Source organism: Ruminobacter amylophilus, assembly GCF_900115655.1.
Taxonomy (GTDB): Bacteria; Pseudomonadota; Gammaproteobacteria; order Enterobacterales; family Succinivibrionaceae; genus Ruminobacter; species Ruminobacter amylophilus.
In genome coordinates this window covers 60,887-84,434 of the sequence record NZ_FOXF01000005.1, presented here as the reverse complement: position 1 = coordinate 84,434, position 23,548 = coordinate 60,887, and the positions used below count along the sequence as shown (strand labels likewise).

At 41.1% G+C, this 23,548-nt stretch carries 15 protein-coding genes; all 15 read left to right on the top strand.

The window, feature by feature from the left end; translation table 11 throughout:
* The first annotated feature begins 3 nt into the window (after positions 1–3).
* The 15 genes from gspD (at position 4) to BMY80_RS02460 (ending at position 23,511) form a co-directional block, all read left to right on the top strand.
* Positions 4–1,941 carry a type II secretion system secretin GspD gene (gspD, locus tag BMY80_RS02530; RefSeq protein ID WP_093140632.1) on the top strand — a complete coding sequence of 646 codons (1,938 nt, stop codon included), beginning with the start codon at positions 4–6 and terminating at the stop codon, positions 1,939–1,941.
* Positions 1,942–1,968: 27 nt separating this feature from the next.
* Positions 1,969–3,567, top strand: a complete 1,599-nt coding sequence (gspE, locus tag BMY80_RS02525; RefSeq protein ID WP_084155357.1) for a type II secretion system ATPase GspE — start codon at positions 1,969–1,971, stop codon at positions 3,565–3,567.
* A gap of 5 nt (positions 3,568–3,572) precedes the next feature.
* The gene (gene gspF / locus BMY80_RS02520; RefSeq protein WP_031578229.1) at positions 3,573–4,814 is read left to right on the top strand and encodes a type II secretion system inner membrane protein GspF; all 1,242 of its coding nucleotides are present in this window, start codon (positions 3,573–3,575) and stop codon (positions 4,812–4,814) included.
* A gap of 44 nt (positions 4,815–4,858) precedes the next feature.
* Positions 4,859–5,314: a type II secretion system major pseudopilin GspG gene (gene gspG, locus BMY80_RS02515; protein WP_051621692.1), complete on the top strand. Its 456-nt coding sequence runs from the start codon at positions 4,859–4,861 to the stop codon at positions 5,312–5,314.
* 48 nt (positions 5,315–5,362) lie between these two features.
* Entirely contained in the window at positions 5,363–5,989 is a 627-nt protein-coding gene (gspH, locus tag BMY80_RS02510; protein WP_093140629.1) for a type II secretion system minor pseudopilin GspH, read from the top strand.
* A 1-nt stretch (position 5,990) separates the two neighbouring features.
* A complete protein-coding gene (gene gspI, locus BMY80_RS02505) occupies positions 5,991–6,362 on the top strand; it encodes a type II secretion system minor pseudopilin GspI (protein WP_031578232.1) in 372 nt (123 codons plus the stop codon).
* A 1-nt stretch (position 6,363) separates the two neighbouring features.
* Entirely contained in the window at positions 6,364–6,966 is a 603-nt protein-coding gene (gene gspJ / locus BMY80_RS02500; RefSeq protein ID WP_031578233.1) for a type II secretion system minor pseudopilin GspJ, read from the top strand.
* Positions 6,966–8,000 carry a type II secretion system minor pseudopilin GspK gene (gspK, locus tag BMY80_RS02495; RefSeq protein WP_093140627.1) on the top strand — a complete coding sequence of 345 codons (1,035 nt, stop codon included), beginning with the start codon at positions 6,966–6,968 and terminating at the stop codon, positions 7,998–8,000. Before gspJ ends, gspK begins: the two co-directional genes overlap by 1 nt.
* A complete protein-coding gene (gene gspL, locus BMY80_RS02490; protein WP_031578235.1) occupies positions 7,993–9,189 on the top strand; it encodes a type II secretion system protein GspL in 1,197 nt (398 codons plus the stop codon). Before gspK ends, gspL begins: the two co-directional genes overlap by 8 nt.
* Positions 9,189–9,764 carry a type II secretion system protein GspM gene (gene gspM, locus BMY80_RS02485; RefSeq protein ID WP_031578236.1) on the top strand — a complete coding sequence of 192 codons (576 nt, stop codon included), beginning with the start codon at positions 9,189–9,191 and terminating at the stop codon, positions 9,762–9,764. Before gspL ends, gspM begins: the two co-directional genes overlap by 1 nt.
* Positions 9,757–10,527 (top strand): type II secretion system protein N, encoded by a 771-nt coding sequence (gene gspN / locus BMY80_RS02480; protein ID WP_177178475.1) that lies wholly within the window; start codon positions 9,757–9,759, stop codon positions 10,525–10,527. Before gspM ends, gspN begins: the two co-directional genes overlap by 8 nt.
* Before the next feature lies 1 nt (position 10,528).
* Complete coding sequence (gene nudE / locus BMY80_RS02475) at positions 10,529–11,095, top strand: ADP compounds hydrolase NudE (protein WP_093140622.1); 567 nt, start codon at positions 10,529–10,531, stop codon at positions 11,093–11,095.
* 304 nt (positions 11,096–11,399) lie between these two features.
* Entirely contained in the window at positions 11,400–15,779 is a 4,380-nt protein-coding gene (locus tag BMY80_RS02470) for an alpha-amylase family glycosyl hydrolase (RefSeq protein ID WP_093140619.1), read from the top strand.
* 65 nt (positions 15,780–15,844) lie between these two features.
* Positions 15,845–18,064 (top strand): PKD domain-containing protein, encoded by a 2,220-nt coding sequence (locus BMY80_RS12670; protein WP_093140616.1) that lies wholly within the window; start codon positions 15,845–15,847, stop codon positions 18,062–18,064.
* A 230-nt stretch (positions 18,065–18,294) separates the two neighbouring features.
* Positions 18,295–23,511: a PKD domain-containing protein gene (locus BMY80_RS02460; RefSeq protein WP_093140614.1), complete on the top strand. Its 5,217-nt coding sequence runs from the start codon at positions 18,295–18,297 to the stop codon at positions 23,509–23,511.
* Positions 23,512–23,548 lie beyond the last annotated feature (37 nt).

Below are 23,548 nucleotides of genomic sequence, written 5' to 3'. Positions count from 1 at the left end.
ATAATGAAAATCAACAGTCTCAAAAAATCTTGTTGTGCAGTGGCTCTTTCTCTGGCATTGTTTGGATATGGTTCAGTTCTCAATGCCGCGGAATTTTCAGCAAGTTTTAAGGGTACTGATATTAATGAATTTATCAGTACGGTAGGAAAAAATCTCAATAAAAATTTTATAGTTGATCCTGCCGTGCGTGGAAAAATCAATGTACGCAGTTACGATTTGCTGAACGAGGAAGAGTATTATCAGTTCTTTTTAAGCGTGCTTGAGGTTTACGGTTATGCCGTAGTTGAAACAGATCACAACGTGTACAAAGTCGTCAGATCCGCCGTGGCTAAAACAGCCGGTGTTCCAGTGAGCGAGTCAGGAGGAATCGGTGATGAGATGATCACTAGAGTTGTTCCTGTAAGAAATGTGAGTGTAAGGGAACTGGCCCCGCTGTTAAGAGGACTTATCGATAATCAGGGGGCCGGTAACGTCGTTCATTATGAACCGTCTAATGTTCTGCTTATTACCGGCAGGGCTCAGGTGGTAAACAGGCTTGCCGACATTGTTAACAGAGTTGATAAGGCCGGTAATCAGGAGGTAGAGATTGTTAAGCTTGAACATGCCTCAGCCAATGAAGTTGTACGTGTTGTAAACACCATTATCAAAGAAGACGCATCAAAATCAGCAACGTCAGCACTTCTTACGCCGAAGATGGTTGCTGATGAAAGAACAAATTCTGTAGTGGTTTCCGGTGAACCGAGAGCTCGTGAAAGGGTTATTAAAATCATTAATAAGCTTGACATGGATCAGGCATCATCAGGAAATACCAGGGTATTCTATTTAAGATATGCCAAGGCCGCTGAGGTTATTGAAACACTTAATGGCGTGAGCAAGTCAATAACCGGAAACGACGGGGCATCAAACGGAACATCCTCAGGTGCCAAGATAAATATTTACAGCAACGAAGCTACAAATTCGATTATAGTTAATGCTGAACCCAATTATATAAAAGAAATTGAAAACATCATTAGAAAGCTCGATATTAAAAGGGCTCAGGTCCTGGTTGAAGCGATAATTGTGGAAATCAGCGACAGCACAAGTGCTTCACTTGGTATTCAGTGGGGTAACACCTCCGGCGGAATGGTTCAGTTCACGGGAAGTCAGGTTCCGGTGTCCAATCTTGTTACAACTTCCGGAATTTCTTCATTGGCAAAGCTTAATGGCGGCGGTATCGGTTTTTACAGCGGAAACTGGTTTGGTCTGCTGTCCATGGTACAGGCCGATTCACGTAATGATGTTCTGTCCACGCCTAGTATCATAACCATGGATAATGAAGAAGCTGAATTTAATGTCGGTCAGGAAGTTCCTGTTAAAACAGGTACACAGACAAGTACTTCCGATACATCCGTAAGATATGACACTATTGAAAGAAAGACAGTTGGTACAAAACTCAAATTTACTCCGCAAATCAATGAAGGAGACAGTGTAATGCTGACTCTTGAACAGGAAGTTTCAAGTGTTAACAGCAGCAGTGCCAAAGATGAAAATGGGGCAACTTTTGATGTAAGAACCATTAAGAATTCAGTACTTGTAAAGAGCGGTGATACTGTTGTTCTTGGCGGATTGATGAATAATCAGACCGTTGAGAGTGTAACCAAGGTTCCGTTTTTGGGAGATATTCCTATTTTGGGAGAATTGTTTAAGTATACCTCCAGTTCGTATGAAAAGAGAAATCTGATGGTATTTCTTCGTCCTATTATTTTGCGTGAAGATGGTGATTACGCTGAACTTTCTGCGGCAAAGTATTCCATGTTCAGAAATGAACAGCTTCAGCGCAACAAACGGGGGCTGAGACTTTTGCCTATAACTTTATCAACACCTGTCATGCCTGAGCTTAATTCGACAATAGTCATAGCTCCTGATGTTATTCAGGTGGTAAACAGTAATGAACCTAAGTAATCAGCAAGATGGACGGAGCTGTGATAAATGTCTGATCTGAATGATATTGATACTGTAGATATTGAAAAGGTCGTTTCTGTTGAAAATGGCGGAGAGGAGCCTGTACAGGCTTCACCAGATCCGTTAAAGAGCATTATTTCCGCAGTTGAACCTGAAGCCGTTCCTGCCGATGAGCTGAGACTTCCGTTCCTTTTTGCCAGGGATAAAGGAGTTCTTCTGGCGTCAGATAACGGAAATGTTTATCTTTTCTTCAAGGAACAGCCTTCCATGGATGTGCTTCTCGAGGTAAGACGTTTTGCCGGAAGAAATTTCGGACTGAAGAAGCTGCCGGCTGAAGATTTTGACAATCTGCTGACTGACTTGTATCAGAATGATGATTCTGAAGCCCAAAGAATTGCCAGCAACATGGGTGATGACGTGGAGGATTTGAGCCTTTCAGACGATCTTAATAAAGCAGATCTTCTGGATAACAGTGAAAATTCACCGATGGTAAGGTTTATAAATGCCATGCTGGCGCAGGCCGTAAAGGAAGAAGCTTCAGATATTCATATTGAACCATATGAAAATAAGCTTGTTATAAGATTTCGTGTGGATGGTGTTCTGCATGAAAATATATCTCTAGAACGAAAATTTACACCTTATCTGATATCACGCATCAAGGTTATGGCCAAACTGGATATTTCTGAAAAGAGAATTCCTCAGGATGGCCGTATTTCCTTGGTAGTAGGCGGAAAAACTGTAGACGTGCGTGTTTCTACCATTCCTACCAGTTACAGCGAACGTATTGTAATGCGACTTCTTGATAAGAACAGTGTACGTCTGGAATTGAGTCAGCTGGGTATGACTCCGGCAATTGCGGAGAAATTCGGCAGGCTTATCAGAATGCCTCACGGAATTATTCTTGTAACCGGACCAACAGGTTCAGGTAAGAGTACAACTCTGTACGCAGGTATTTCTGAAATCAATACCAAAGACAGAAATATACTGACCGTAGAAGATCCTGTTGAATACGATCTGGAGGGAATTGGTCAGACTCCGGTAAATCCGAAAGTTGATATGACCTTTGCGAGAGCACTGCGTGCTATTCTGCGTCAGGACCCTGATGTGGTTATGATAGGGGAAATCCGTGACCATGAAACAGCAGAGATAGCAGTTCAGGCATCACTGACAGGTCACCTTGTTTTATCTACACTTCATACAAATACAGCTGTTGGTGCAATAACCCGTTTAAAGGACATGGGAATTGAGCCGTTCCTTCTCTCTACCTCGCTTCTGGCTGTTCTGGCTCAGAGACTTGTTCGTACTCTGTGTCCGTACTGCAAGCAGCCGGTAGTTACTTCAGCTCATGATATGGAAATTTTGGGAATTGACCATCCTGTAACAATTTATAAACCGGTTGGCTGCAGCGAATGTAATAATACTGGTTACAAGGGGCGCTGCGGCATTCATGAGCTTGTCGAGGTCAATAATGATGTTCAGCTGGCAATCCACAGCCCTGATGGAGAGGTTGCCATCGAAAAAGTAGTAAGACCATACACTCCTACTATCAGAGATGACGGTTTTTCAAAGGTTCTTGCCGGAAAAACTTCTCTGGAGGAAGTTATGCGTGTAACTAGTGGGGAATAAGACTAATGGCAACGTATCAGTACACGGCTGTTGACAAGACAGGTAAATCGAAGAAGGGAACAGTGGAAGCCGATTCTCCCAAGAGTGCCCGTGCTAAAATTAAAGAACTTGGACTGATTCCTTCTGATGTCCGTGAAGGTGTACTGAAGACTTCCGCCGGTAGTAACAGCAGTAGCGGTTTTTCTTTTTCATCCTTGTTTGAACCGAGAATGTCCAACGCTAACCTGTGTCTTGTTACCCGTCAGATAGCAACACTTGTTTCGTCATCCATGCCATTGGAAGAGACATTGAGAGCTGTGGCACAGCAGAGTGAAAATCCTAAGCATGCGGCTATTATTAATTCTGTACGTGAGAAGGTGTGTGAAGGTTTGACGCTGGCAGATTCTATGCGTAAATTTCCAAAGGTCTTTGATGATCTGTACGTGTCAATGGTGGCCGCAGGTGAAAAGTCCGGCCATTTGGATGAAGTACTGGAACGACTGGCTGATTACACTGAAAACAAACAGGAACTCAAGGCCAAGGTAACACAGGCCCTGATATATCCGATTGTGCTGTCAGTGGTAGCAGTTTCGGTTATCGGTATCCTGCTTTCCACAGTGGTACCGAAAGTGGTTGAGCAGTTCGTGCATATGAATGCCACTCTGCCTAAGTCAACTTTAATAATGATTGGACTGTCCAATTTTGTCAGACATTACGGCATATTGATTCTTATGGTTTTGGGTGTTGGACTCTGTGCTTTTTCCGTTGCCATGAGAAATCCGGTTTTTAAGAAAAAAATTCATGCCATGATTCTTAAGTTACCAGTGATAGGCAAGGTAAGCAGGTCATTAAATACCGCCAGATATGCCCAAACTTTATGTATACTTCATTCAAGTGCCGTGCCTCTTATTGAAGGCATGAGAGTGGCAAGTGATACTTTGACTAATCTCGTGGCAAAGGACAGATTGTCTGAAGCATCAGAAAAGGTACGTGAAGGTAAAGGGCTCAGCCGTTCGCTTAGAGAGACAAAGCTTTTTACTCCCATGATGCTGCACATGATTGCATCAGGTGAAAAGAGCGGTGAATTGGATAATATGCTGGGCAGAGCTGCTACTAATCAGAGTAATGAATTTAAAAGAAATGTGGCCATGGCTCTGGCCGTGTTTGAACCCATGCTTATAGTTGGTATGGCGGTAATCGTCCTTTTTATAGTTATATCAATACTGCAGCCTCTATTGCAGATGAATACAATGGTCGGTGGCAGATAATTTAATGTGTGTACAAATTTATTGAATAGTATTTTGGAGTAACAATGTCTAGAAATAAAGGTTTTACGCTTCTGGAAATAATGGTTGTAATCGTTATTCTTGGTCTGTTGGCTGCGATGGTGGCGCCAAATGTAATGGGAAGCCTTGATGAAGCAAACATCAGCAAGGTTAAGACTGATATTCAGGGGTTGGAAACAGCTCTCAAGATGTATCAGATGGACGTTAAGAGATTTCCAACTACGGATCAGGGGCTTAATGCTCTTGTAAGCAAGCCTACTTCAGCACCGGTTCCAAAGAAATACCGCAGCGGTGGCTATGTGGAAAAGCTTACCAATGACCCATGGGACAGCCCTTATTATTACAAGATGCCTGGTGATCACGGTAAGTACGATGTATTCAGTGCCGGTCCAGATGGTGAAGCAGGGACCTGTGATGATATCGGTAACTGGAATGTTGATACCGTGACCACAGAAACTCTGGATGCCTGCACCAGTAATTAATGGTGCGTTTTTAACACTGAACCTGCATAGACTGATGCCGGAGTTTTCATGAAAAATAACGGTTTTACCTTAATTGAAATTTTGATGGTAATTCTCATTATGGGGATTTCAGCATCAGTAGTATCAATGACTCTTCCCGGAGACGACAGTCTTGCCGGCAGTGCCTCAGAACAGGCCGACAAACTGTTACTTATTATGGAAGAGATTTCCGACAGGGCATCAATGGAAGGGCGGATTATAGGTCTTTGGGTAAAACCAGACGGATACACTTTTCTGTATCAGACACCGAACGGCAATAAGAAGCTTACGAATCTCTCCGTTGAACAGCAGATGTTTTTGTCCTACTGGGATCAGCTGACCTGGAGTCCCTATAATGTTGAAGGTATTGCAACAGATGTTACTTTTGATGAGGGGATCAAGGCAGAACTGAAAGTCGGCGGAATGAAAGTCGAGACAAAAGACGAAACACTTGACGAAGTTGATTTTGATAAACAGGCAAGAGACGTGGAAAAACGCAATTGGCCGCAGATTCTGTTTTATCCTACTGGTGAGGTGACCCCCTTCAGGCTGAGACTTATTCCTGAAGAAGGTGACGATAAGAATAATCCCATAATGATAATAGCCACTGAAACGGGACGCTTCAGACTTTTTGACTCTGAAAAGGACAGGCTCTGAGATGAAAAAGAAAAATAAAGGAATGACATTGCTGGAAGTGATGATTGCTCTGGTTATTTTTGCACTTACATCTTCAGCGGTGATGAATGTTATTTACAATACCATGCACGGATTATCCGGAATGGAGGAGTCTTATTTCGGGCAGATGGTGGCAGATAATGTTCTCAGTCAGATAAAGTTAAACAAGATCTGGCCGAGCAACAGCTGGGTAAATGATAAACAGGAGCTGGCCGGAAGAACCTGGTACTATCGGTATCGCGGGCAGAATACACAGGATGTTAATTTCCGATCTCTTGAAGTTGAGGTCTTTATAACGTCTAAAACCAATACTGATACACCTGTGGCATATTTGAGAACCTATGTGAGTAAATAACATGCGTAGATTTCAGGCTTTTACTCTGATTGAGGTTCTGTTATCGATTGTCATTATGGCAATTCTGGCTCAGGCTACATATAAAATAATAACCGGAGTCATTAATGCTGATAGTGTGGTTGAAGAGAATTCTGCCAGATTTGTAGAATTGCAGAAGGCTTTTTCTGTTGTGGATAGAGACTTTTCGCAGGCTGTTCCCCGTCAATTCAGATATGACGGATCTTCAAGCAAAATAATTATTGAGGTTGGGGAAAATAAGTATCAGTCAGATGGGGTAGGGGTGTCTTTTTCTGTTGGAGGCAGTCTAAATCCCGGGGCAATGCTGCCAAGAGGCGAAATTACCAGAGTTTGGTACAGACTTAAGAATAAGGAATTACAGAGAGCCACGTATCCTTTTCCGGACACTGTTGTGGGGTTTGAACCTGAATTTGAACCTGTTTTAAGTGGCGTTAATTCTTTTAAGCTTAATTTTTATAAATCAGGTTCGTGGACAAAAGACTGGCAGAACAAGATGTCTTTGCCTGGAGGATTTAAGATTGAAATTGAGCTGGAAGATTACGGTAAGATAGAAAAGACCATTTATGTTATAGCCGGTGAACATTAATGAAGAAAAACAATGGAACTGCACTGATAATGGCTCTGCTTGCCATAGCTATAATGATTATCACCGCTACCACAATAGCAGTGCGGTATAACCGCGTCTTTTTTATAACCAGCAATGCCGACCTTGTACAGACATCAAAATGGTATGTTGACGGTATAGAAGGTATCATCAAAAAATACATGATAGATGATTTCAAAAAAACAAAGTCAAAAGTGTATTTGGGAATGAACTGGGCTCAGCCTAATCAGGTGATCCCTTTGGACGATTCCGTAATAAGCGGTACCGTTTATGATGAGATGGCATGTTTTAATATAAATTCCCTGAATAACAATCTTTCAATTGATACTTCCAGTGAGTCGGCAATTCTGAACACTGACTACAGATTGCTGAAGAAAACATATCCCGCACTTGTTTTTACACAACTGATAATTTCCGCAGGAGCGGATGAAAACACTGCTGACACCATTGTGGATTCGGCAATGGACTGGATTGATACGGATTCCGATATGAGGTCTTCAGTAGGTGCTGAAGATCAGTATTATTCATCTATACCGAGTCCCCATCTTACGGCTCAAGGAATGTTTTACGATAAGAGTGAACTTAGAGCTATAAGAGGCATGACACCTGAAATTTACAGAAGGCTTGAACCGTTGATATGTGCACTTCCGACTTCAGATATGAATGTGAGTATCAATACTCTGACTTTTAAAAAGGCACCGTTGCTGTCAGCAATGTTTTTAGGGACCATGGATTTTGATACGGCGTTAAATGTCATAAACAAGGAGCGTCCGGAATACGGATGGGATACTGCAGACGGTTTCTTAAATAATTCAGTTATACAAAAATATACGGATGCCATGAACGGATTGAAAACCAGACTGCAGAAGACGGTTGTTACTAATTCAAATTATTTCGTGGCAAATATTAAAGTATCTTTCGGAGAGCATGAATTTGCATTTCGAACCAGATTTTACAGAGATTCTGATACCAGTCTTGTCGTGTATCAGCGCTTAAGGGGTGAACTTAATGAGTGAGTATCTTTTTATTCGTCCTAATTTATCTTTCCCCAGAGATTACAGTTGGTTTGCATATGATGATGCATCAAAAAATATAATTTCAAGCGGGCATAATGCAACGATTGAAGAATTGGCTCAGACTAATTCCGGCTCACCGGAACGTATAGTGGTTTTGCTTTATCCTGCATCCTCTATGACTTTTAAAAAGATTACCTTTCCGGGAAAACTAAAGAAGAGCGCATATAATTCACTGCTGTATGTGATTGAAGATGATTTTGCGGAAGATGTTGACGATTTCTCTGTCAGGGTTTTGGAAAGACAGGGGAATGATTATCAGGTTGTTATTTACAAACACACAGAACTCAGAAATCTTGAAAAAGCCCTTGAGCTTCTCGGTCTGAGTGTCGATATTATTGTACCTGATGTTTTAACCATTCCTTACCCTGATAAGAATCAAGCTGATTTTGCAGGTTATCTCCTGAAGTATGACAATGTATGGCTAGTCAGATATGATAAGAATACCGGAATGGAAATTCAGGAAGACTGGCTTCCTATGATTGAAGGAAGTGAAGACGAAAAGAAAAAATATATTTCACTGAGTGAGCTTCCTGGGGAGTTTAAAGAAAAGTGGGAGGAATCACTTGTTGAATCTGCCGAGAAGGTAATTGCTGAGGGAACAATAAAAAGCAAAATAAACTTATCGTCAAAGCAGAGAAAAATTAATTACCACGTTAAGTTTGTCAGATCCTGGATAAAGGTGGCTGTTCTGATTGTAATCATGTTCAGTCTGTGGTTTGTTAATATGTCATATAAAACAAAGTCGATAATTCGTGAGACCATGGACTATCGCAATCAGCAAAGAATTATTTTTAATCAGATTAATCATCAGACAGGAAATGTTGATGACCCGGTTGGAAAAATGAAGGCGCTGATTGAAAATTCATCACCGATCGGCACTGATGAAGGTTTCGTGGATCTGTCAAAAATAATGGTACCGTATGTGTATTCCAAGAAAAACATTGAGATGGTAAGCCTTAAGTTTGACAGACCTAAAAAGACTTTTACACTTCAGTTTTTAACAGACGGCAGTTTTGACAAGGAAGCTTTTTTAAAAGGTTTAAGTCCTGATTTTTCCGGTAGCTTTATTGAATCCAAGCCAAGCCGTGACAGAATGTTGAATACAGTTCAGTTAAGGAGATTAAAGTAATGAAAGAAAAAATTCAGGCTTTGATGCAGAAACTGAGCTCTGTGTCATCAGGTAAATTTTCTCTATCAGGAGCAAACTTAAAAAAAGGTCTCAGCCATAAGACATCAAGAGAGAAGGTGATTTTGGCGGTGGGTATTACAATAGCAGTCTTCATGTTCCTGTTTGTTGTCGGTATCAGGCCTAAATTGAACCAGTTAAAGAACGCTCAACTGAGTTTAGACAGGGCAAAGAGCGGGTATAATTATATCCTTCAAAACGCATCAAGAGTTTCTCCTCAGGATGTTACCAGGCCGGATTTGGGCAGACGTATGGAAGAATGCGTCGTTATAGCCGCAAGAAACAACAAAATTAAAGGTGTGAATGTCATTTCTGACTACAACAAGGAAAAGAATAAAGTTAAGGTTCAGACCGATGAAGCGGCAAGCTATATATCAGTAATGAACTTTGTTACAGAACTTGAAAACAGGTTTGGTGTTACCGTGGATCAGATTACGCTTGATAAACAGGGGGACGGAATCGTATATATATCCAACATGATTCTGGTCAGATTGGATAAAGGGGAATATGATGATTAAAAAGATTATTGTCAGGACATTGTTTATAATCGTTGTATTTATTTTCTTTGTTCTTTATCTGGCCCCTGCGAATAAACTTGTATCCATGATAGATCTTCCTAATAATGTCAGACTGTACGATGTTAGAGGGGATCTGTGGAACGGTCATGTTGAAACAGTTGATATTGATAATATTCGTCTAAGTAAGATTGACTGGAAATTCAACATGTTTACTCTGTTTTTTTCCAAAGGTGTAGCCATAACGGTTTCTGATCCTGAAATATTGACTGGAGCATGTGATGTTAATGTTCTTAGTCTTAACAAAGAAATCAGGATAAAGAATGCAAAATTTGACAGCTATCTTGAAAAGGTCATTCCCTTATTAAAACTTCCTATACAGCTTAAGGTAGAAGGTGGAATAAGAGGTAATCTGGAAACGGTTCTTTTTGATAACAAAGGAAATTTTAACAGTATCGACGGAGTTATTACTCTTAATGATGTATTGGTTCAGCATCCGTTTGATGCAGAAACGCTCATAGATGTGGGCAGAATCAATGTTGAAATTAAAGGAGACAAACGTAATCTTAAGATACAGATAAAACAGGATTCTGACGTTTTCTCTTTTAATGGAGACATCAGTGTAGTTAATATGTCTGAATATGATTTAACAGGCGGGTTGAGGCCAAAGGGAGCTATTCCTGATAAAGTGGGGGCACTCATTGGCATGCTGGGAAAGCCGGGGACTGACGGACAGATTAAAATTAAGTATAAAGGGCGTATGTAGAATGAAATACAGTCATGTTCTCCCAAAAATACTAGGAGTAAAGGAAGTTACCAGAAGCCGCTTATTCAGAATCGAAGGTGTTGATCTCGAATTTTCAAACGGCGTTAAGACAACGTATGAGAGGCTTGCCGGAGGCAACGGAGCCGTAATGGTTGTTCCCTACGATTCAGAAAAAAAGGCTTTTGTATTTACAAGAGAATACTGTGTCGGAACTGAGAAGTATGAACTTGGTTTTGTAAAGGGAAAAATAGATGCAGGTGAAACCCCGCTGGAGGCTGCTGAACGAGAACTTGGCGAGGAGATAGGGTTAGGTGCTGAACAGTTTACCTTGTTGAGAACTCTTAATTTCGCTCCCGGATTTATGGGGCTTAAGCTTCATCTGGTTATGGCGGTAAATCTGTCAGAACATCGTCTTGACAGTGGAGATGAACCAGAGGCCATTGAAAGGGAGTATGTACCTTTGGACAGAATAATGTCTCTCCTATACGACGATGACTCAGACCTTTGTGAAGCAAGATGCATAACCGGGGTTGTACTGGCACTGAAAAAATTGAATTTACCTTTATGAATATGGATAAAAAAAGAATATCCGTTCGTAATTCTCATTCCTGATAAATCAGAGAAACAAACGATAAAAAATCAGTCTTATTCAGAGACTGATTTTTTTGTGTATTATTAATTTTATATGAGATATCCGATATTTTATAATGAAAATTTTGTAAAAAATATGTTAAATTTCAATTAAAATTTGATTAATGTCAGAATTTTTGAAAACGTTTTATGTTATTCTTTCAAATTATTGAAATAAAAATCGGGTGTTTTTATTTCCTTATTTTTTCTTTTTTATTCATTTTGATAGACGGAGTATCTAGATGAGCTTAAATAACTTTAGAGTTAAACTTCTAAGTTTGGCTGTATCTTCCGCTGTGTTGGCATTTGCGCCTAATTTGGCGTTTGCCAAGAATTACGAGAGTGAAATGGTTATTATTCATCCATTTCAGTGGTCATATGACAGTATAGCAAAGGAATGTACAGAATACCTTGGACCTGCCGGTTTTGACGGTGTTCAGATTTCACAGCCAGCCGAACACGCAAATAAAGGAAATGTCTGGTGGGCCGTTTATCAGCCTGTTAATTTTAATAATTTTACAACCATGACAGGTAATGAAACGCAGCTTAAAAACATGATAAAAGCCTGTAATGAAGCTGGTGTAAAGGTTTTTGCTGACGCCGTATTCAATCAGAGACCTAACGACGGTGTAGGTCTTGGTGGCTCTACTTACGGAAACAACAGCTATCCAGATGGTTTTAACGACGGCGATTTTCATCATAATGGCTGTTCGGTAGGAAATTATTCCGATGAATGGAACGTAAGACAGTGTGCTCTTCTTGGAATGACGGATACTGCCACAGATAATTCAAGCACTCAGGACAAAATTGCTGATTTTCTGGTTAAACTTATGGACATGGGGGTTTACGGTTTCCGTATAGATGCTGCTAAGCACATGCACTATAACGACATTAATGCCATCATGGAGAAAACTGCAGCAAAAGCAGGAAAAAGACCTCCGATTTATATGGAAGTTATCGGTAATTCCCTGGAAGCTCCAGATATTCAGCCGAACAAATATACCTTTATTGATAATTCAGTAGTAACTGATTTCAGCTATGTTGACCGCATGAAGGAAATATTTGATAACGGTGATTACGGTAGTGCTTTAACTTTCGGGCTTGCTGTAGACAGTGATAATGCTGAGGTATTCGTAAACAATCACGATGATGAATATCATCGCTGTTCAGCTGGAACCTGTTCTATGGGAACTCAGGAAAATCCTAAATATAATCTTGCTCAGTCATGGCTTGCAGTGTGGCCTAAAGGTAAGGTTAGACAGATTTATTCAGGTTATAAGTTCAATTCTCACGATCCTGCCGGTCCGATAAGTGCGGACCGTTGTCAGGGAGGCTGGTTATGTCAGCATCGTGTGCCTTTTGTTCTTAACGCTCCAAGGTTTGCCAGAGCAACACGTGGCGAAGCGGTATCTACCAGTGGATTTAGTGACAATGTACTGTGGTTTAATAGAGGCTCAAAGGGTTTCTATGCCATGAATACCAGCGGCGGTGAAGTAACCAAGAGCTTCAATGTGACTATGGCTGACGGTACTTATTGTGATATCCTCGGGGCAACTGATCCTAAGAATAATCCTTGCGGTTCGGATATAACTGTAAGTGGTGGAAAAATTACTGTTACCATTCCTTCAATGAGTGCCATTGCAATCTGTACTGACTCACAGTGGTGCGGCAAAGGAGTAGATCCCTGTGAAACAGATCCGAATGGAGCAGCCTGCTTATGTAAGGGATCTCAGACCACTGACGGTATATGTGTGTCTTACTGTCAGAAGTATCCTGAAACAGAAGGTTGTTACTGTTTAACAAACCCAACTGATTCAAGCTGTGTTTCCATTCCAGCAACCAAGAATAATTTGTGTTATGCCGGTACTTCAAATTCATGGAAGTTTGATCCTATGACTTACAGCAAGTCAACCGGTTACTGGACTATTGATGTAACTCTTACCGGAGCTGATAAGCAGAGATTTAAGGTTGCCGAAGGCTGTGCATGGACCGGAAATGTATATGGTGCATCCGGAACACCTGGTAAGTTAGCAATTAATACTTCTACTGATGGTGATGAATATACTACTCTGACAGGTGACTACACCTTAAAGATTAAAGATGCGGACATGACTTATGAATTTGTGAAAGCAGGTTCTTCCAATCATGACCCTGTTGCAGGTTTTACCACCCAAATTAATGGTCTTAACGTCACCTTTACCAACACATCAAAGGATGAAGATGGTGATACATTAACTTACAGTTGGAATTTCGGTAATGGAAAGACCTCAACAGATAAGAATCCATCAGTAACATATGATGAAAAGGGAACGTATCACGTAACACTTACTGTAACTGACCCAAGCAAGGCAAGCAATACAGCAGAAGATGATGTAACTGTAGGTGGTGGCGAAACTACCGGTTATGCCAAGACTGCGATCAGAACTTCTCATGATAATTATGGAACTCATGAGTTAATCAAAAAGTCAGCAAGCAGTTCAGAGTGGACCGGTGAATTCAACTTTACCGAAGCTACAAGCTTTAAGATTGAAGCTCTTCCTAACAGCAAGGATCAGTGTATTTTCTTAGGCGGTAAGGCAGGTGAAGCATTAAAGGCTTCCGGTGATTTCATCAGTGTTGAAGCAGGTGAATACACTATAACCTTCAATGAATCAACAAAGGTTCTTACTGTTACCAAGAAAGAAACCGTAGTTGACGATAAGAAAGCAAACTGTGACAAGGATGGAAGTACCAATAACTGTGAAACTTCAAGCCTTGCATACACCTTCCTTGGTGCATCATACACTCCGACAGCAACTACATTCAGACTCTGGTCTCCTGATTCATCAAATGTTTCAGTAACCGTTAACGGTCAGACGTACACTATGTCCAAAACCAACGTTTCCGGATATTCTGATGTTTATGAAGCAGTTGTTGAAGGCGATCTTGACGGTAAGGAATATCAGTTCAAGGTTAACGGAAGCGATGTTCACGACCCATACGGTAAGATGATAAAGCCTACTAACTACACTGGTACCGGTGCAGTTGCTGAAAACAATGTAAACATCGTTATGAACATGCGTGATACCGATCTTCCTAACGGATGGGCTGAACGTCCTGCTTTAAAGGAAAGAGAAGATTCAATTGTTTATGAAGTACATGTACGTGACTTCACCATTGACAGTTCCTCTGGTGTTTCAGCTGCCAATCGCGGTCGTTACCTCGGTATGGTTGAGGCAGGAACTACCAATTCAAAAGGTTTAAAGACCGGTCTTGATCATTTGAAAGATCTCGGCATAACTCACGTTCAGTTACTTCCGGTATATGATTACGGTACCTGTTCAAATGTTGATTCTCAGGATTCATCATGCTACAACTGGGGTTATGATCCTGTAAACTTCAACGTTCCTGAAGATCGTTACACATCCGTATTTGGTACTGAAAACTACAAGCAGAAGGTTAAGGAATTCAAGACCATGGTTGATGAATTCCACAAGAACGGCATTCGTGTAATTATGGACGTGGTATATAACCATACTTACAGCAAGGATGTATTCTCTAAGATTTCCGGTAAGTACTACACTTCAGTAGATTTATCCGGATGCGGTAATTCAGTTGATGCCAAGAATGACATGGTAAGTCGTTTTATCCGTGATTCTCTTGAATACTGGGCTACTGAATACAATATTGACGGTTTCCGCTTCGACCTCGTTGGCATATTTGATGTGTCTGACTTCAAGGAATGGGGTGAATATCTCAATAATAAATATCCTGATCGTAAATTCCTTATGTATGGTGAACCATGGAACGGTTACGCTACTGATCCTTCAGAAAGCACCCGTGTAAGACTTGGAACAATCAGAAATGCTGCTAGCGGTCACGTTGGCGTATTTAACGGTAAATATCGTGAATGCCTCAAGGGTGGCAGTGATAATGCGGTCGGAGGCTTCCTCTTCAACAAAACTTATTCTGACGTCGGCGATGTTGATGGAAACTTCGGTTGTGTAATGGCCGGTATCAAAGGTGGTGTAGGTGACAGCACCAATACATGGACTCCGCTGTTTGCTGCAGATCCAGAACAGGCAGTTCAGTACATTACCGCTCATGATAATCTGAACTGGACTGACAAGATCACCAAGATGGGAGCTACAGGAGATTACGCTAAACGTTTACAGGCGTACGGTAATGGCGTAATTCTTGTGAGCCAGGGTATTCCGTTTATCCATGCAGGTGAAGAATTTGGCCGTACCAAAAATATGAATGAAAATTCATATAAATCAGCAGATGGTTCAAACGATATCAAATGGGATGTAAAGACTTCTTACAAGGATACTTTTGATTATTACAAGAATCTTATTGCAATGCGTAAGGCTCATCCTGCATTCCGCATGACTACAAAGACTATGATTGAAAATAATATCAAAGGTTCACAGAATAACGGAGCCATTGTTGTTGATATTAATGGTCAGGCCGTAGGTGACAGCTGGTCCTCAATCAAGATGGTTATTAACAGTGGTAATAACTTAACCATTGATGGAGTTGACGGCTGGAAGAAAAAAGTTCATGCTGTTACCGTTAACGACGACGGTACCACCGGAACTAATGTGGCTGAAGGTACAGCAGTGACAATTTGGTATAAGTAAGAAGTTAGGATGACGATGATAAGCCCGGGGCACAGCTCCCCGGAGCTATAGTAGGTATAAAAGCTATGAAGTATAAGTATACAAGATTATTTTCAGCCATGATGTTAGGCATTGGTGTGACCGCTTGTGGCGGCGGTGGCGGTGGTGATGAACCTAAACCAGATCCAAATACTACCTATCAAATCCAGTCAATCGTTCAGAATATTGATGGCGTAAGTGTAAGCAGCGCGAAGGTATGTCTTGACGTAAACGGTGATGCTATATGTAATGATAGCGACGTTGAAGTGAAAACAACTGACAGTAACGGTGCAGCAATTCATACTTTCACTGAAGAACAGTTCAAATCATTGAAGAATATGATTGCGATTTCCGGTGACGGCAGTGTTTACTCTCATGTGCTTACCGACTCAGTTGTTAATGCAGCAAAATCGGCTGACGTAAAACAAGGCGTTATTTATATCAACCCTATCACAACTCAACTGACTAAGTATGCCAAAGCCAACAACCTGTCTCATGATGCTGCAATTGCTAAGCTTGCAAGTATCATGAATGTTAACAGCACAGAATTTACCAATTCAGTAAAGAAGGACAGTGTTCTTGAAATTATTATCAGATCTCTTGATGCCGTAGGTGACAATTTAAATGATTCAACAGTAATATCCATTGTTACCGGAGCTGGTGATAAAGTTTCAAAGGCTTTATCTGATGGTTTAACATCTGATGAAATTGTAACTTCATATAAGAATTATCGTGATTTTGACCATCTAGAAAAAGATGCAGAAAATCATGCACCTGTAATTACTGATTTGAAATCTGCATTAGCTGCGTGCAGAACCTATATGTTTGCCGCTACCGCAACTGATGAGGATAAAGATCCTTTGACCTTTACCTGGACATTCAGTGACGGCAGTTCGCTTACCGGTCCTAATGTTCAGCATATATTTGCTGCAAACGGAACATATAATGTTCAGTTGTCAGTAACAGACGGGAAAGCTCCTGTTTCAAAGAGTCAGTCTGTGACTGTTAACTCAGATATGTGTGGCAGTTTCACTGAGCTTAAGGCTCTGTTCACATTTAAAGCTACTGAACTCCAGGTTGAATTTTCAAATGTTTCATCAGGTGATATTGAAAGTTATGAATGGGATTTCGGTGATGAAGAAAAGTCTTCTGAAGAGAATCCAACACATGTTTATAAGGCTGAAGGAACATACACCGTTTCACTTATTGTTGTTGGCAAGGACGGTACTAAGTCTGAAGCCTATACGTATCCGGTAAAAGTAGAGGTTAACCCTGTTCCTGTTGATCCTGATATTCAGTACAATGTAAATGGACTGACTGTTACATTTACCACAAAAGATGTTGAAAATCCTGTATGGGTATTCTCTGATGGTGAGCAGTTAAGCGGTTTTTCCGTTACCAAGACTTTTGCTGCCGGTGGTAAATATCCTGTAGTTCTGATGCACAGTAAGGGAAGTAAAACATTTGAAGTTGAGGTTGTATCTCCTGCGGACCCTTCTGTAAGTATTGGTGAGCCGGTCGTATCATACCTCAATGTCAAGATGAATGCTTCTGCAGAGAATGCTCCTTCTAATGCGACATTCAGCTGGAACATGGGAGACGGCACCACATTAACCGGTTCAGACGTTGAATATACTTACAGCAAGAAGGGAACATATACCGTGACCGTTTCTTTACTTGATGAATCAGGAAAGGTTCTTGCAACAAGTTCGAAGGATGTGACCGTAGCGCCGGAAAATCATAAACCTGTTGCCGGATTCACTTATACAGTGAATGGGGTACAGGCACAATTCACTAATACTTCTAAGGATGATGATGGTGATACTTTGACTTATTCTTGGGATTTCGGTGATAATCAGACCTCTACTGAGAAGTCACCAACTCATGTTTACACCAATGTAACCAAGCAGTATACAGTTAAGTTAACCGTAAGTGACGGTGCGCTGACAGATGAGTTTTCTAATCCTGTTGATATTGTTTATGTGCCAGATTCTCACAAGCCTGTAGCAGTGATGACCAACTCAATTTCCGGTATGGTTCTATCATTTGATGCAAGCAAATCAACTGATGAAGATGGTGATACTTTGACTTATTCTTGGAATTTCGGTGATAACAGTACATCAAAAGAAGTGTCAGGTACACATACTTATGCTGAACCAGGTGAATATACCGTGACTCTCGTGGTTTCCGATGGCGGACTTAACAGTGATCCTGTATCAGATAAATATGTTGCTGTTGATGAGTTGCTGAAATGTACATTGGAATAATGTAATTTAGCTGATATTTATCAATCTTTAAAACCACTGTCATCTGTTTGACAGTGGTTTTCTGTTTTAAAAACGTATACTAAATGTCTATATAAAATGTCTACACATATCAAATTATTAGTGTGATCGGTGTTAAATATCTGTTAAATGTGTTAAATGGATTGTGATATTGATATGATAAAATTTTTCTCTGAAAACTTTTTCATGAACAAAATTACAGGTGTTGAAACATGAATTTTAAATATAGCAGACTTGCTTCAGCCATTATGCTCACCGTAGGTGTAACAGCCTGTGGAGGCGGCGGTGGCGGCGGTAATGGAGATGATCCAGTTATTTCCGATTATAACGTCAAGTTGGCCGTTCAGGACGAGACCGGAGCTCCAGTATCAAATATAACCGTGTGTCTGGATGATAATCGTGATGAATCATGTAGCGTAACAGATGATCTTGAGTTAACTTCAACAGACAGCAATGGTTATGCAAATCAGACTCTTACCAAAGATCAGATTACTCAGGGCAGCAACCTGATGGCTGTTGTTAATAACCAAAAAACGTTTATTAACGTTACCAGTGCCGAGATGTTATCTTCAGTTACAAAGGCTGAATCAAACAATCTTTCAATCAATGTCAATCCGCTGACTTCTCAGCTTTACAGATATTCCAAAAACCAGAGACTTGATATTGTTGCAGCAAAGAGTTCTCTGGCAAATTTAATCGGTATCAATGCTTCAGCCTTTGACTCAACCATCAGATCTGGAAGTGCTGTATCCGTATTCCTGCAGTCCCTGTCCAATATGAATCATAATCTTGGCAGCGATGCAGTTGTTCAGAATGTTAAAGGAGCAATCGCCAAAATTGAGACAGCCCTGAATAAAGGTGTTTCAGTCGAGGGTATTATAAGTTCATATGCTACCCATAGTAATTTTGATCATTTGATTGACGGCGTTGATACTAATCATGAGCCACAGATCACCAATGTTCAGGCTGTAGAAGTTGCCTGTCGTGAAGTGATTTTTACCGCGAAGGCTACAGATCAGGATGGTGATACCCTGTCATATAAATGGGAACTTGATGATGGAACCGTTGAAAAGAAGCAGAGTTTTCAGCATGTATTCAGTAATATAGGCGAACATCAGGCTACTCTGTCAGTTACTGATGGACTGGCAACCGTAAAGGAAGTTAAAAAATTTGAAACCACATCTTCAATGTGCGGTGCAGATCTTAAGGCAAGTTTCAGTATATCAAAGATTGAGCAGCTGACTGTTGAACTGTCTAATAATTCTTCCGGCAATATTGCAAAATACATGTGGGATTTTGGAGATGGCAGCACTTCAACTGAAAAGTCTCCGGTTCATACATACAGTGAAGCAGGCAGCTATACCATTTCTTTAGTTGTTGAAGACGAGGCTGGAAATCAGTCAGAGCCTGCAACATTCAGTGTAAAAGTTTCCAAGGATGAACCTGTAGTAATTCCAAATATCGATATTACTACAAATGGTCTGACTGTAACTTTAAAAACCGATGCGAAGGATCCTGTCTGGGACTTTACGGACGGGAGTACATCTGAAAAAATTTCCGGAGCAGAAGTTACAAAAACTTTCAGTAAGGCAGGGGCATATACTGTTATTCTGTATTATACAGCAGGTGATTCAACAGCTTCTTACCCATTCACTGTTACGGTAGAAAGTATTCTTGTTCCTACAGTTTCCATTTCCGACATTGAATCAAACGGTCTTGTGGTATCAATGAAGGCAAAATCATCAGGTATCAGCGGTGATGTTACATATGAATGGAACATGGGAGACGGAAATACCGAAAAGGGACAGGAAATTGTCCATACCTATAATGAAGATGGTGAATACACCATTATTTTAAAACTGCTGAATTCTGAAGGTACTACCGTAGCAACGGATACTCATACTGTAGTTGTTAGGAAAGATGTTGTTAATCATGCACCAAAGGCTGATTTTACACATCAGGTTGCGGATGACAAAGTAACTGTAAGTTTTACCAATAACTCTAAGGACGATGACGGGGATAAACTCAGTTACGTATGGGATTTTGGTGACGGCACTACTTCAACTGAAGAAAATCCGATCCATAAGTACCCTTCAGAAAAGAAGGATTATACTGTAACTCTTACTGCCAGTGATGGTCAGCTAGACGGAAAAGTTCAGAACAAGGTAAGCATTGATGTTGTTATCAATAATGCTCCTGTAGCTGTTATTTCATCATCCCTGTCTGGTATGCAGCTGTCTTATGACGCCAGCGGATCAACAGATGCAGACGGAGATTCACTCACTTATTTGTGGGATTTCGGTGATGGAACTACATCAGAACTGGAAAAAGGTACACATGATTATTCCCAGGAAGGTGAATATACCATTAAACTTACTGTTTCTGATGGTAAGGTAAACAGTGAAACAGTTTTTAAAAAGATTACCGTTACATCCGGCAATCATGCTCCGGTTGCTAAAATTAAGTCAAGTGTTGATGGTTTAACATTAACCTATGCATCCGAATCAACAGACGAAGATGGAGATACTCTCACTTATAAGTGGAATTTCGGAGACGGTTCAACTTCTGAGACTGAAAGCGGTACTCATACTTATGCCAAGGAAGGTACTTACATTGTTACTTTGACTGCTTCTGACGGCAAAGCGGAAAGTCAACCTGCAACAAAGAATGTTACCGTCGGAGCAACAGGTGATTTTGAAGTTGATTTCACTTATGATTTTAACGGTCTGAAAGGCACTTTAACAGCCTATTCAACTGTTAAAGTTTCAAAACCTCAGACATACAGCTGGGATTTGGATGACGGTAAGACTGCAACCGGTAAGAATCCGACCGTGACCTATACCCAGGGGGGAACCAAGACAGTGGTTCTCACTGTTACCAGTGAAGGTAAGAGTGTATCTAAATCCTATACATTCGAACTTGCTGAAGGCACAAGTGTTGTTCCTGAGAAGAAGGGAATCTACTATAAGGGAGTTGCTGACGGTATCTATATCTGGAATGATTCAGGGGTACTGGCAGGTGAATGGCCTGGTTCAGCCATGACTACTGCTTCAGAAGACAGTTCATGGTCTTTCTATGACACTTCAGCAATAACAGAAAGCAAAGTCAACGTCATATTCCTGAAAGGCGGAGAGAAAATTACAGGTGATTTGACCAATGCTCCTTCAGCGGGATGTTATGACGGAAAGTGGACTGTAATTGATTCCTGTGTTCTTTCTGGATCAGCTACTAAGGTTTCCGGTGGCGGCAAGGTTGATCCTGAGGTAGATCCTGATGATAGTGTTCTCACCAACAATATTCCTTGGAATGACCTCAGTACAGCAGGTTTTGACTCCACTGCCGAAGGATTAGATGGTGTTGATTCTGCTCCATTCATTGTTCCAAGTCTTATTCCAGGCAGTTACCATGAAGATCAGGTTGTTACTTTAACTACCGAGGATGCCGACAGAAACGGTACTGATGCTACTATCTACTACACACTGGATAATACTGAACCAACTACTTCATCAACCAAGTATACCGGTCCGATTTCATTAAAGGATACTTCCACTGATAAGTTAGGCACAGCATACAGACTTCGCGCTCTTGTTGTAGGCAGTAACGGTGCTAAACAGGAACAGCACTTCTTCTGGTTTATCAAATCGCAGAATCCTGCTGTTTCAGCATCAACTGATTTCCGTGATGAGACAATCTATTTTGTCGTAACAGCACGTTACTACGATGGTGATAAGGACAACAACTATTATTGTCGTGACCGTTTTGATATTGATGACCCAAGCTGGAGAGGTGACTTTAAGGGACTGATTGAACAGCTTGACTACATCAAATCAATGGGATTCACCGCAATTTGGATTACTCCACCGGTAGAAAACCGTTCAGGTCTTGATTATCACGGTTACCATGCATATGACTGGTTCCAGCCGGATCTCAGACTTGAAAGCCCTGGTGCAACTTATTTTGATTTCATTAAGGCAGCTCATGCCAAGGGAATCAAGGTTGTTCAGGACGTGGTGCTTAACCATTCAAGTAACTACGGTATTCGCGGTCAGGTATATCTTGATAAAATTCCTACCAAATATCATGTCGACGCTAAATACGGCAAGGACGGCATAAATATGGGAGATGTGTATGTCAAGAATGTAGGTGATTATAAGTCATATAACCGCTGTGACAATGACAATCCTGTTGCTCCAACATGGCATCGACGTGTCTGCGCTGGTGATCCAGATGCTTCCGCCAAGTTCACTGTTCACTTCAATGATGCTTCAGTGCCTGTGGATGGAAATGCTGACAGTGAAAAGCCATACGATAATTATTACTGGTCTCCTGGTTCAGGACAGCAGCTTTATTCTTACTGGTATCACTCAACTTACACCAACAACTGGGAAAGTGTTGATGAAGTACAGCAGCGCAGTATGGCTGGTGACTGTGTTGACTTAACAACTGAAACAGAGCAGGTTCAGAACTATATGAATGCCATGATGAGAATGTACCTTGACATGGGTATTGATGCTGTTCGTATAGATACTCTTAAGCATATGCCTAGAGAGGATGTTATGGCTATGACATCAAAGTGGCAGAAGTATAAGCCTGGTTTGTTTGTATTCGGCGAAGCTCTGATTAAGGGATTCGGTGATAACACTCCTTCAGAACTGCATCCTTGGTACTACACCAGAACGTCTGCTGCTGGTGCGGAAAAATCAGGAGATTCAGGTATTTCTGTTCTGGACTTCTCATTAATGAGTACCTTCAGAAATAACGTAACCAAGGGCGGGGTAAACGAACTGGCTAACGTCTTTAACTCATTTGACAGCTGGTATGCCGATCCGACCAAGTTGGTAACTTTCTTCCAGAATCATGACCTTACTCCGGATAACACCTGGTCAGGTTCAGGTGCACAGCACTGCTGTACTGACAGAGCTAATTCAGCCCTTGCATACAACGTGCTATGGACCGTTCGCGGTATTCCAGTAATGTATGCCGGTGATGAAACCGGAGTTCGCGTTGGTCTACCTCCGGATCTTACCAGTGCAGACGACCTCGTGAAGGACACCGGTAGACTGTATGTCGGGGATACAATTGATAACGGTGATCCAATCATCAGTCACATTACAGATTTAAATGCAATAAGAAAGGCATCGATTGCTTTAAGACGAGGAACTCTGAAAGTTCTTAACGGCGAACCTTTCGTATTTGAAAGACAGTACGAAAATGATGTTGCCATTGTTGCCATTCCTGGAACAGGTGGCGGTGATGTGACTGTAAGCGGTGCTACCGATGGTACCTATCAGGATCTCGTGACCGGAACCAGCTACACTGTAAGTGGCGGAACCGTAAATCTTGGTAATATTCCTGGTGCTTCTATGAGAGTTCTTGTTAAGGGATATACCGGTGGAAAAGTGGTTTCAAAGAGTCAGTTTCTTAAGTAATAACTGATATTAAAACCACAAATTTATAAAAGAGTTC